The sequence below is a fragment of the Streptomyces flaveolus genome, from assembly GCF_044765825.1.
Lineage (GTDB): Bacteria > Actinomycetota > Actinomycetes > Streptomycetales > Streptomycetaceae > Streptomyces > Streptomyces flaveolus.
In genome coordinates, this window is sequence record NZ_JBIWKU010000003.1 from 39,601 (window position 1) to 51,900 (window position 12,300).

The 12,300-nt window shown below is 72.8% G+C and carries 9 protein-coding genes; 6 read left to right on the forward strand and 3 right to left on the reverse strand.

Translation table 11 applies throughout. The annotated features are described in order from the left end of the window. Positions 1-115: 115 nt before the first annotated feature. The gene (locus ACIRG6_RS09630; protein WP_403321895.1) at positions 116-772 is read left to right on the forward strand and encodes a PepSY domain-containing protein; all 657 of its coding nucleotides are present in this window, start codon (positions 116-118) and stop codon (positions 770-772) included. On the opposite strand, the gene ACIRG6_RS09635 is transcribed toward ACIRG6_RS09630, so the two are convergent. The 3 genes from ACIRG6_RS09635 to ACIRG6_RS09645 form a co-directional block, all read right to left on the reverse strand. After that, entirely contained in the window at positions 684-1,991 is a 1,308-nt protein-coding gene (locus ACIRG6_RS09635; protein ID WP_403321898.1) for an MFS transporter, read from the reverse strand. The two genes, ACIRG6_RS09630 and ACIRG6_RS09635, sit on opposite strands and share 89 nt — an antisense overlap. 170 nt (positions 1,992-2,161) lie before the next feature. Then, a complete protein-coding gene (gene meaB, locus ACIRG6_RS09640) occupies positions 2,162-3,118 on the reverse strand; it encodes a methylmalonyl Co-A mutase-associated GTPase MeaB (RefSeq protein WP_239762851.1) in 957 nt (318 codons plus the stop codon). A 44-nt stretch (positions 3,119-3,162) separates the two neighbouring features. Beyond that, positions 3,163-4,368, reverse strand: a complete 1,206-nt coding sequence (locus tag ACIRG6_RS09645) for an acetyl-CoA C-acetyltransferase (protein WP_225634893.1) — start codon at positions 4,366-4,368, stop codon at positions 3,163-3,165. Positions 4,369-4,517: 149 nt separating this feature from the next. Between ACIRG6_RS09645 and mce the strand changes: the two genes are divergently transcribed. The 5 genes from mce (at position 4,518) to ACIRG6_RS09670 (ending at position 12,195) form a co-directional block, all read left to right on the forward strand. Then, positions 4,518-4,958: a methylmalonyl-CoA epimerase gene (gene mce / locus ACIRG6_RS09650; RefSeq protein ID WP_318214465.1), complete on the forward strand. Its 441-nt coding sequence runs from the start codon at positions 4,518-4,520 to the stop codon at positions 4,956-4,958. Between the two features lie 235 nt (positions 4,959-5,193). After that, positions 5,194-9,174, forward strand: coding sequence for a polarized growth protein Scy (gene scy, locus ACIRG6_RS09655; RefSeq protein ID WP_403321902.1), 3,981 nt, complete (start codon positions 5,194-5,196; stop codon positions 9,172-9,174). Between the two features lie 208 nt (positions 9,175-9,382). Next, entirely contained in the window at positions 9,383-10,318 is a 936-nt protein-coding gene (locus ACIRG6_RS09660) for a coiled-coil domain-containing protein (protein WP_189228612.1), read from the forward strand. 96 nt (positions 10,319-10,414) lie between these two features. Further along, complete coding sequence (locus ACIRG6_RS09665) at positions 10,415-11,422, forward strand: ABC transporter ATP-binding protein (protein ID WP_364682035.1); 1,008 nt, start codon at positions 10,415-10,417, stop codon at positions 11,420-11,422. After that, complete coding sequence (locus ACIRG6_RS09670) at positions 11,419-12,195, forward strand: ABC transporter permease (RefSeq protein ID WP_403321903.1); 777 nt, start codon at positions 11,419-11,421, stop codon at positions 12,193-12,195. Before ACIRG6_RS09665 ends, ACIRG6_RS09670 begins: the two co-directional genes overlap by 4 nt. Positions 12,196-12,300: the final 105 nt, after the last annotated feature.

Genomic DNA, 12,300 nt, shown 5'->3' on the forward strand with positions numbered 1-12,300 from the left:
GGTCCCAAAACGAAGCTGAAGATCCCTTCAGGCGGCTTCAGGCTGCCCTCAGCGCCGGCCGGTGACAGTGAGGACGTCGGAACGAAGCGACAGTCGACGACTCGGGAGGAACCGCATGCAGCGCAACATCGTGATCGCCGCCGTCACCGCCGCCGTACTGGTCGGAGGCGGCACGGCGACGGCCCTGGCCACCACGGGGGACGACGCCCCGAGCACGGCACCTCGGACGGACGACGACGGCGCCCGGGTGACCTCGGTGAAGGTCTCGGCCGGCGACGCCGTCGCCTCCGCGCTGCGGGAGGCGCCGGGCACCGCCGTCTCCGCCGAACTCGACGACGAGGACGGCGACGACGACGGTGAGCGCGCGGCCTGGGAGGTCGACGTCCTCGCCGGCGACGGCACCTGGCACAGCGTCCGGATCGACCCGTCGACCGGCAAGGTCCTCGGCTCGCAGACGGAGTCCGAGGACGACACCGACGACACCGCGGAGGTGCGGGCCGCGCTGAAGGGCACGTCCGTGGACGCCGCCGAGGCCGCGAAGGCCGCGGCCGGCCACGGCACCGTGACCTCGGTCGAGCTGGACGACGACGACCACGGCGGCGGCAGGGCCGTCTGGGAGGTCGGCACCCGCGCCTCGGGCAAGGCCGAGCAGGACTGGCGGGTCGACGGGAAGACCGGCAAGGTCACGGCCGATCGCCCGGACGACTCGGGCTCGGACGACTCGGACGGCTCGGACTCCGGCTCGGACGACTCCGGCCCGGACGACGACTGAGCAGCCACGGCCGCCCGCCCGGCCGGCCGTGGCGGCCCGGCGGCACCAGGGCCGCCGCCACGGCGACCGCGCCGGACACCGCGAAGCACACCGGCAGCGGCAGCCGCTCCACCAGCAGGCCCACCGCCGCGGAACCGCCGGACATCCCGGCGTTCACGGCGGCGTTGACCCAGGCGCCCGCCCGGTTCCGGAAGCCGGGCGGCACGCTCTCGTCGGCGATCAGGTACGCCGTCGTCAGCGCCGGCGCCACGAACAGCCCCGCGCAGACGACGGCCGCGACCAGGGCGCCGACACCGGGGGCGAGGCCGGCGGCGGCCAGGCAGAGTCCGAGGCCGGCGGCGAGGAACGGGAGCCGGGCGCGGGCGGCCGACTTCCAGGTGACGGCGCCGTTGAGCAGACCGCCGACCGCGCTGCCCACCGACAGGGCCGCGAGCACCCAGGCGACGGTGTCGCCCCCGAGGCCGCGCTGCCCGGCGAAGGCGACGACCAGCAGGTCCACGGCGCTCACCGCGACCCCGACGCCCGCGGTGACCACGACGGGTTGCAGCAGGGCGCGACCGTGCCCCGCGCCCGCCCGGCCGGCGTCCTCCTTGGCGCCGCCCGCCGTCCGCAGCGCGCCGGCGGCCGGTGACGTGGCGAAGGCGAGGGTGCCCACCGCCACCAGCAGCGCGCTGAGCAGCACACCGGCGGCCGGCGGAGCGACGGCGACCACCACGCCGACCAGGAGCGGGCCCGAGACGAAGAGCAGTTCCTCGGCTACGCCGTCCAGGCTGTAGGCGCGCTGGAGCATGCGCCGGTCGGGCAGCAGGCCGGCCCACACCGCGCGCATCGTGGAGCCGAGCGGGGGCGTGCAGGCTCCCGTGAGGGCCGCGGTCACCGCGAGGACGGCCGGGGGCGTGCCCGGATAACCGCAGGCCGCCGCCAGGAGGCACAGCAGGGCGGCGTACAGCAGGGCCATGGGGAGCAGGGCCCGGCGCGGGCCGTGCCGGTCGACCAGGCCCGCGCGGTAGGGGGACAGGATGACGCTCGTGGCGCCGAACAGCGCCATGACCGTGCCGGCGACGGCGTACGACCCGCTGGCCCGGGTCACGGAGAGCATCAGGGCGAGACCGACCGTGCCGTACGACAGCCGCCCGACGAGGGCGGCCGCGAACGTGCGGCGGGCATGGGGGACGCGGAGACCGGCGGCGTACGAGGGCCGCGGAGTGGGCGTGGACACGCGAAGGTTCCTCAGGAGGGAGGCGACAAGGGGACGCCGAAGCCCGCGACGGCCGGATGCGGCGGTCGCGTGCGGGGCGGGCCCTAGGCCAAGAGGAGGAACACGCGCGTCAAGTTAGCAGCGGGGTACGCGGACCGGCCATACCTTTTCCGGTCCGCGCCAGCCGTGGGTCAGCCCTGCGTCAGCCCCGTCACCAGCTCGTCCGCGGCGCGGTACGGGTCCAGCTCGCCCGACACGATCCGTTCGGCCAGCGCACCGAGGCGCCGGTCGCCGTGCAGGTCGCCGATGCGCTCGCGCAGGGTGGTGACGGCGATCGTCTCGACCTCGCGGGCGGCGCGGGCCCGTCGGCGCTCGGCCAGCACGTCCCGCTCCTCCATCCAGGCGCGGTGCTTCTCCAGCGCCTCGACGACCTCGTCGACGCCCTCGCCGCGCGCGGCGACCGTCTTGACGATGGGCGGGCGCCAGTCCCCGGCGGCGCGGGCCTCGCCGAGGCCCAGCATGTGGTTCAGCTCGCGGGCGGTGGCGTCCGCGCCGTCGCGGTCGGCCTTGTTGACGACGTAGACGTCGCCGATCTCCAGGATTCCGGCCTTGGCGGCCTGGATGCCGTCGCCCATGCCGGGGGCGAGGAGGACGACGGAGGTGTCGGCCTGCGAGGCGATCTCGACCTCGGACTGGCCGACGCCGACGGTCTCGACGAGGATCACGTCGCAGCCCGCCGCGTCCAGCACGCGGATGGCCTGCGGCGCGGCCCAGGCGAGGCCGCCGAGGTGGCCGCGGGTGGCCATGGAGCGGATGTAGACGCCGGGGTCGGAGGCGTGCTCCGACATCCGGACCCGGTCGCCGAGCAGGGCACCGCCGGAGAACGGCGAGGACGGGTCGACGGCCAGGACGCCGACCCGCTTGCCCTGCTTGCGGTACGCCGTGACCAGCGCGGACGTGGACGTCGACTTGCCGACGCCCGGCGAGCCCGTCAGGCCCACCACGTACGCGCCCCCGGTGAGCGGCGCGAGGGCCGCCATGACCTCCCTGAGCTGCGGGGACGCCCCCTCCACCAGGGAGATCAGCCGGGCCACGGCCCGCGGCCGGCCTTCCCTGGCCTGGGCGACCAGTGAGGAGACGTCCTGCATCACAGCTCCGTTCCGAGTAGCACGTACGTGAGGAGAAGAGGGGCTCAGGCCTTGGGCACCCGGACGATCAGCGCGTCGCCCTGACCGCCGCCGCCGCACAGCGCCGCCGCGCCGACGCCGCCGCCGCGCCGCTTGAGCTCCAGCGCCAGGTGCAGCACGAGCCGGGCGCCGGACATGCCGATGGGGTGGCCCAGGGCGATGGCGCCGCCGTTGACGTTCACCTTTTCGGTGGAAACGCCGAGGTCCTTCATCGACTGCACGGCGACGGCCGCGAACGCCTCGTTGATCTCGATCAGGTCGAGGTCGCCGACCTCCAGGCCCTCCTTCTTCAGGGCGTGCTGGATGGCGTTGGACGGCTGCGACTGCAAAGAGTTGTCGGGGCCGGCCACATTGCCGTGGGCGCCGATCTCGGCGATCCACTCCAGCCCGAGCTCCTGCGCCTTGGCCTTGCTCATGACGACCACGGCGGCGGCGCCGTCGGAGATCTGCGAGGAGGAGCCGGCGGTGATGGTGCCGTCCTTCGAGAAGGCCGGGCGGAGCTTGCCGAGGGACTCGGCGGTGGTGTCGCCGCGGATGCCCTCGTCCTTGCTGAACAGCACCGGGTCGCCCTTGCGCTGCGGGATCTCGACCGGGGTGATCTCGGCCTCGAAGATGCCGTTCTTCTGGGCGGCGGCGGCGCGCTGGTGGGACAGGGCGGCGATCTCGTCCTGCTCCGGACGGGCGATGCCGAGGCGGGTGTTGTGCTTCTCCGTCGACTCGCCCATGGCGATGTTCTCGAAGGCGTCGGTCAGACCGTCGTGCGCCATGGCGTCGAGCATCTGCACCGCGCCGTACTTGTAGCCGTCGCGGGACTTGGGCAGCAGGTGCGGGGCGTTGGTCATCGACTCCTGGCCGCCGGCCACGACCACGTCGAATTCGCCGGCGCGAATCAGCTGGTCGGCGAGCGCGATGGCGTCGAGACCGGAGAGGCACACCTTGTTGATGGTGAGCGCCGGGACGTTCATCGGGATGCCGGCCTTGACGGCGGCCTGGCGGGCCGGGATCTGGCCGGCACCCGCCTGGAGCACCTGCCCCATGATCACGTACTGGACCTGGTCGCCGCCGATCCCCGCACGGTCGAGGGCGGCCTTGATCGCGAAGCCGCCGAGGTCGGCCCCGGAGAAGGACTTCAGCGAGCCGAGCAGCCGCCCCATCGGGGTGCGGGCACCCGCGACGATGACGGAGGTCGTGCCGTTCGTTGCAGAAGACATGAGCTGCGATCCCCTTTTCCGGCCCGCACAGGCCGAGGAGTGAACGAGGGTTTACTCGAATGTACTGAGCGGTATCCCGCCCGTCACTGTGCTGTCGGTGTGATCGCCCGCACGTTGCGCAACCACCTCCGGAGCGCTGCACTGATTCCATGCTGACGCGAATCGACCACATCGGAATCGCCTGCCACGACCTCGACGCGACCGTCGAGTTCTACCGTGCCACCTATGGCTTCGAGGTGTTCCACACCGAGGTCAACGAGGAACAGGGCGTGCGCGAGGCCATGCTCAAGATCAACGATACGTCGGACGGCGGTGCCTCGTACCTCCAGCTGCTGGAGCCGACCCGGGAGGACTCCGCGGTCGGCAAGTGGCTGGCGAAGAACGGGGAGGGTGTCCACCACATCGCCTTCGGCACGGCGGACGTCGACGCGGACGCCGCGGACATCCGCCAGAAGGGCGTACGCGTGCTGTACGACGAGCCCCGGCGCGGTTCCATGGGGTCGCGGATCACCTTTCTGCACCCCAAGGACTGCCACGGCGTCCTGACAGAACTGGTCACTTCGGCGGCCGTTGAGTCACCTGAGCACTGACCCTCGTACATAAGGGCCGGTAGGGTTGGGTGCGGTCGCCGCTCAGTCCAGGGTGACCCGGTCCTGTCGTCGTCGGCGCCGGGACCGCCGGGGTCCGTGTTTCGGGGGGCGAGCGACGGGGCAGCAGCCCATGCTCCGCCGTTGATCTGACACCATTCCCCCGGGGGCCCCGTTCGGCGGACGGACGGAGCCCGTTCTAAGGGATTTGCGACCAGGGGACGGATGGGACCGCGCAGTGCGGGGCTACGAGAGCCAGGAGCGAGAGCCGGCGGCTGACGTCGACCACCTCTCTCGGTTCGAGGCCGAGATGAAGCGGCTGAAGACCGAGCGGGAAAAGGCGATCCAGCACGCCGAGGACCTCGGCTACCAGGTCGAGGTGCTGCGCGCCAAGCTGCACGAGGCGCGGCGCACCATCATGTCCCGGCCCGCCTTCGACGGCGGCGACATCGGGTACCAGGCCGAGCAGTTGCTGCGCAACGCGCAGGTGCAGGCGGACCAGCTGCGCGCGGACGCCGAGCGGGAGCTGAGCCAGGCCCGCGCGCAGACCCAGCGCATCCTCCAGGAGCACGCCGAGCAGGCCGCCCGGCTCCAGGCGGAGCTGCACCAGGAGGCGGTGACCCGGCGCCAGCAGCTCGACCAGGAGCTGGCCGAGCGCCGGCAGACCGTCGAGTCGCACGTCAACGAGAACGTGGCCTGGGCGGAGCAGCTGCGCGCCCGCACCGAGCAGCAGGCCCGCCGGCTGCTCGACGAGTCCCGTGCCGAGGCCGAGCAGGCCCTGGCCGCGGCCCGCGCGGAGGCCGAACGGCTGACCTCCGAGGCCCGCCAGCGGCTGCGCAACGACGCCGAGACGGCGCGCGCCGAGGCCGAGCAGCTCCTGCGCCGCGCCCGCGCGGACGCCGAACGGCTGCTGAACGCCGCCTCCACGCAGGCACAGGAGGCCACCGACCACGCCGAGCAGCTGCGCAGCTCCACGGCGAGCGAGTCGGAGTCCGCCCGCCGGCAGGCCCAGGAGCTGAGCCGGACCGCCGAGCAGCGCATGAGCGAGGCCGAGGAGGCGCTGCGCAAGGCGCAGGCCGAGGCCGAGAAGCTGGTCGCCGAGGCCAAGGAGTCCGCGGCCAAGACCCTCGCGAGCGCCGAGTCGGCCAACGAGCAGCGCACCCGTACGGCCAAGGAGCAGGTCGCCCGGCTGGTCAGCGAGGCCACCAAGGACGCCGAGACCACCAAGGCCGAGGCCGAGCAGCTGGTCGCGGACGCCCGCGCCGAGGCCGAGAAGATCGTCGCCGAGGCCGCCGAGAAGGCCCGTACGGTCACCGCCGAGGAGTCGGCCACCCAGCTGTCCAAGGCCGCCAAGACCGCCGAGGACGTCCTGAACAAGGCGTCCGAGGAGGCCAAGCGGACCACGAAGGCCGCCGTCGAGGAGGCCGAGCGGATCCGCCGTGAGGCCGAGGCGGAGGCCGACCGGCTGCGGGCCGAGGCACACGACATCGCCGAGGAGCTCAAGGGCGCGGCGAAGGACGACACCAAGGAGTACCGCGCCAAGACGGTCGAGCTCCAGGAGGAGGCGCGCCGGCTGCGCGGTGAGGCCGAGCAGCTGCGCGCCGACGCGGTCGCCGAGGGCGAGAAGATCCGCGCCGAGGCCCGCAAGGAGGCCGTGGCGCAGATCGAGGAGGCGGCCAAGACCGCCGAGGAGCTGCTCGCCAAGGCCAAGGCGGACGCCGACGAGCTGCGGCAGACGGCCACCGCGGACAGCGAGAAGGTCCGCACCGAGGCGATCGAGCGGGCGACGACCCTGCGCCGCCAGGCCGAGGAGACGCTGGAGCGCACCCGCGCCGAGGCCGAGCGGCACCGCGCGGAGGCCGCCGAGCGCGCCGAGGAGCTCCAGGCGGACGCCGAGCGGGCCGCCCGCGAGCTGCGCGAGGAGACCGAGCGTGCCGTCGAGGCCCGGCAGGCGGAGGCCGCCGAGGAGCTGACGCGGCTGCACGGCGAGGCGGAGGAGCGCCGGAGCGCCGCCGAGCAGGCGCTGACCGAGGCTCGTGAGGAGGGCGCGCGGATCCGCCGCGAGGCCGCCGAGGAGAGCGAGCGGCTGCGCACGGAGGCCGCGGAGCGGATCCGCGCGCTGCAGCAGCAGGCCGAGACGGAGGCCGAGCGGCTGCGCACCGAGGCCGCCGCCGACGCCTCCGCGTCCCGCGCGGAGGGCGAGGCCGTCGCCGTACGGCTGCGGTCGGAGGCCGCGAGCGAGGCGGAGCGGCTGAAGTCGGAGGCGCAGGAGAGCGCGGACCGGGTGCGGGCGGAGGCGCAGGCCGCCGCCGAGCGCATCGCCGCCGAGGCGTCCGAGACGCTGGCCGCCGCCCAGGAGGAGGCCGCCCGGCGCCGCCGCGAGGCCGAGGAGCTGCTGGGCGCCGCCCGCCAGGAGGCGGACCAGGAGCGCGAGCGGGCCCGCGAGCAGAGCGAGGAACTGCTGGCCTCGGCGCGCAACCGCGTGGAGGAGGCGCAGGCCGAGGCGACCCGGCTGGTCGAGGAGGCCGACCGGCGCGCGACCGAGATGGTGTCGGCCGCCGAGCAGCACGCGCAGCAGGTACGGGAGTCGGTCGCCGGGCTGCACGAGCAGGCCCAGGAGGAGATCACCGGGCTGCGCAGCGCCGCCGAGCACGCGGCGGAGCGCACCCGGCGCGAGGCCGAGGAGGAGGCGGACCGGGTCCGCGCCGACGCCTACGCGGAGCGGGAGCGGGCCAGCGAGGACGCCGGCCGGCTGCGCCGCGAGGCGCAGGAGGAGTCGGAGGCCGCCAAGGCGCTGGCCGAGCGGACGATGTCCGACGCGATCACGGAGGCCGACCGGATCCGCGCGGACGTGTCCGAGCACGCCCAGCGGGTGCGCACGGAGGCGTCGGACACGATCGCCGAGGCGGAGCAGAGCGCGGCACGCACCCGGGCGGACGCCCGCGAGGACGCCAACCGCATCCGTTCCGACGCGGCGACGCAGGCGGACACCCTGATCACGCAGGCGCGGTCCGAGGCCGAGCGGCTCACCACGGAGACGGCCGCCGAGACCGACCGGATCCGCACGGAGACGGTCGCGGAGGCGGAACGGGTCCGCGCGGAGGCGGCGACCGAGGCGGAGCGGCTGCGCTCGGAGGCGGCCGGCGAGGCGGAGCGGCTGCGCACGGAGTCGGTCGCCGAGGCCGACCGGGTCCGGGCCGAGGCGAGCGCCCAGGCGGAACGTCTGCTGTCGGAGGCCGGGGGGGAGGCGGAGCGGCTGCGGGCCGAGGCCGCCGAGGCGGTCGGTTCCGCGCAGCAGCACGCCGAGCGGATCCGCACCGAGGCGGAGCGGCTCAAGACCGAGGCGGCGGCGGAGGCCGAACGGGTGACGACGGCCGCCCGCGAGGAGGCCGAGCGCACCCTGGACGAGGCCCGCAAGGACGCCAACAAGCGGCGTTCGGAGGCGGCCGAGCAGGTCGACACGCTCATCACGGAGACCACGGCCGAGGCCGACAAGCTGCTCACCGAGGCCCAGCAGCAGGCCCAGAAGACCACCGCGGACGCCGAGTCGCAGGCCGACACGATGGTCGGCGCGGCCCGTGCGGAGGCCGACCGGATCGTCGCCGAGGCGACGGTCGAGGGCAACACCCGGGTGGAGAAGGCCCGTACGGACGCGGACGAACTGCTCGTCGGCGCCCGGCGGGACGCGACGGCCATAAGGGAGCGGGCGGAGGAGCTGCGCGAGCGCCTCACCTCCGAGATCGAGGAGCTGCACGAGCGGGCCCGCCGCGAGGCCGCCGAGACGATGAAGTCGGCCGGCGACCGCTGCGACGCGCTCATCAAGGCCGCCGAGGAGCAGCTCGCCAAGGCGGAGGCGAAGGCCAAGGAGCTGGTGTCGGAGGCCAACTCCGAGGCCGGCAAGGTGCGCATCGCCGCCGTCAAGAAGGCCGAGGGGCTGCTGAAGGAGGCCGAGCAGAAGAAGGCCTCGCTGGTCCGGGAGGCCGAGGAGCTCAAGGCCGAGGCGGTCCGGGAGGCCCGGCGCACGGTCGAGGAGGGCAAGCGCGAGCTGGAGATCCTGGTGCGGCGCCGCGAGGACATCAACGCGGAGATCTCGCGGGTGCAGGACGTGCTGGAGGCGCTGGAGTCCTTCGAGGCCCCGGCGGGCGGCAAGGACAACGGGGTGAAGGCCGGTGCGACGGTCGGCGCCCCCCGTTCGGGTGGCAAGTCGTCAGACGGCTAGCGTGCGGGGTGGTTTCGGTGTCTCCTGGAAGGCTCTGACTCACCCTCCGTCTTGACCTTTGACCTGAACTCTGGCAAGCAATCCGTGGGTTAGCCACTCAAAAGAGGTGTCATTCTCCAGATCAAACACGCATCCGCTCGATGACACACCGCATTGGCGCCTAGGATTCCCTCTATCACCTCACCCGGTCTCTTTCGACAGGAACCCCATGAGCGACACTTCCCCCTACGGCTTCGAGCACGTGCGGCGTGGGTACGACCGCGCTCAGGTGGACGAATACATCTCCAAGATCATCTCTGATCGCGACAGCGCTTTCTCCCGCATCACCGCTCTGGAAAAGCGCATCGAGGAGCTCCACCTCGAGACTCAGAACGCCCAGGCCCAGGTCAACGACGCCGAGCCGTCGTACGCCGGACTCGGTGCGCGGGTCGAGAAGATCCTGCGCCTCGCCGAGGAGGAGGCGAAGGACCTGCGGGAGGAGGCCCGGCGCGCGGCCGAGCAGCACCGCGAGCTCGCCGAGTCGGCGGCCCAGCAGGTGCGCAACGACGCCGAGTCGTACGCCGCGGAGCGCAAGGCCAAGGCCGAGGACGAGGGCGTCCGGATCGTCGAGAAGGCCAAGAGCGACGCGTCGCAGCTGCGTTCCGAGGCGCAGAAGGACGCGCAGTCCAAGCGCGAGGAGGCGGACGCCCTCTTCGAGGAGACCCGCGCCAAGGCCGCGCAGGCCGCTGCCGACTTCGAGACGAACCTGGCCAAGCGCCGCGAGCAGTCCGAGCGCGACCTGGCCTCCCGTCAGGCCAAGGCCGAGAAGCGCCTCGCGGAGATCGAGCACCGCGCGGAGCAGCTGCGCCTGGAGGCCGAGAAGCTGCGCACGGACGCCGAGCGCCGCGCCCGCCAGACCGTCGAGACGGCGCAGCGTCAGGCCGAGGACATCGTGGCCGACGCCAACGCCAAGGCCGACCGCATCCGTTCCGAGTCGGAGCGCGAGCTCGCCGCCCTCACCAACCGCCGCGACTCCATCAACGCGCAGCTGACCAACGTGCGCGAGATGCTGGCGACCCTCACGGGCGCCGCGGTGGCCGCCGCCGGTACGCCGGCCGAGGACGAGCCGGTCTCCCGCGGGGTGCCGGCCCAGCAGTCCCGCTGACGCCGGGGCGCGGTCCGGCGAACAAGAGCAGAACACGGGCGAAGCCCTCTGTCACTGGGGTGGCAGAGGGCTTCGTCCCGTTCTAGCGTGGGCCGCATGATCGAGCTCGAGGGGCTGACCAAGCGGTACGGCGAGAAGGTGGCGGTCAACAACCTCACGTTCACCGTCAGACCCGGCATCATCACCGGCTTCCTCGGGCCGAACGGCGCGGGCAAGTCGACCACCATGCGGATGGTGCTGGGCCTGGACCGGCCCACCGCCGGAGACGTCCGCATCGACGGCCGCCGCTACGACCAGTTGAAGGACCCGCTCACCTACATCGGTGCCCTGCTGGACGCCAAGGCGATGCACGGCGGACGCAGCGCCTACAACCATCTGCTGTGCCTGGCGCAGGCCAACGGGATCCCGCCCCGGCGGGTGCACGAGGTGCTGGACACCGTCGGTCTGACGGCGGTCGCGAAGAAGAAGGCCAAGGGTTTCTCGCTCGGCATGGGCCAGCGGCTCGGCATCGCCGGCGCGCTGCTCGGCGACCCCCGGATCCTGATGTTCGACGAGCCGGTCAACGGCCTGGACCCCGAGGGCATCCACTGGATCCGCAATCTGATGAAGACGCTGGCCGCCCAGGGCCGTACGGTCTTCGTCTCCTCCCACCTGATGAGCGAGATGGCGCTGACCGCCGACCATCTGGTCGTCATCGGCCAGGGCAGGCTGCTGGCGGACACCTCGATGGCCGAGTTCATCGAGGAGAACTCGCGCAGCTACGTCCGGATCCGCACCCCGCAGCGGGAGCGGCTGCTCGACGTGCTGCACGGGGCCGGGATCACGGTCGTCGAGAGCGGCGCCGAGGTGCTGGAGGTCGACGGCGACAAGTCGGAGGCGATCGGCGAGCTGGCGGCGCGGAACCAGATCGTGCTGCACGAGCTGAGCCCGCAGCGGGCCTCGCTGGAGGACGCGTTCATGCAGCTGACGGCGGAGTCGGTGGAGTACCACGCGCACGACGGGCCCCCGCTCGCGGTGGCGCCCCCAGCGGGGGCGGAGCTGGGCGGACAGCGGGGCGGACAGCAGCCGGCACAGCAGTGGGGCAGCGACTGGAGGCAGCGATGAGCACGGCCGCGACACAGGTCGTCCGGTCCGAGTGGACCAAGATCCGGTCGGTGGCGTCCACGGTGTGGACGCTGTCCCTGGCCGTGGTCGTCACCGTCGCCCTCGGCATGCTGATCTCGGCCCTGTCGAAGAACGAGTTCGGCGACATGAGCGAGCGGAACCGGCTCTCCTTCGACCCGACCTTCATCAGCTTCGCCGGGATGAGTCTCGGTCAGCTCGCGATGATCGTCTTCGGGGTGCTGGTGGTGGCGAACGAGTACAGCTCCGGCATGATCCGCACCTCGCTGGCGGCCTTGCCGCAGCGCGGCACCTTCCTGTTCAGCAAGATCGCCGTGGCCACCGGGCTCGCCTTCGTCGTCGCCATGATCACCAGCTTCGTCGCCTTCTTCCTCGGGCAGGCGATGCTCGGCGACCTCAAGGCGTCGATCGGCGATCCGGGCGTGCTGCGGGCGGTCATCGGCGGCGGCCTCTACATGACCCTCATCGCGATGTTCTCGATGGGTGTCGCCGCGATGCTGCGCTCACCGATGCTGTCGCTCGGCATCCTGATGCCGTTCTTCTTCCTGATCTCCAACATCCTGGGCAACGTCGACGTGACCAAGAAGGTCGGTCAGTTCCTGCCCGACCAGGCCGGCAGCAAGATCATGCAGGTGGTGACACCGCTCGACGACGACACCCCGTACGGCCCGTGGGGCGGCCTCGGGATCATGGCGTTGTGGGTGGTGGCGGCGCTCGTCGGCGGCTACCTCGTGCTGAAGCGGCGGGACGCCTAGGGGTCGGCCGGTTTTTTTACCCGGACTTGAGGGGAACCGTCAGCGCCTCGATATCCTCCTAACCCTTACGGGGGCGTGTGCCCCGCTGTCCTGAACCTTTCGATG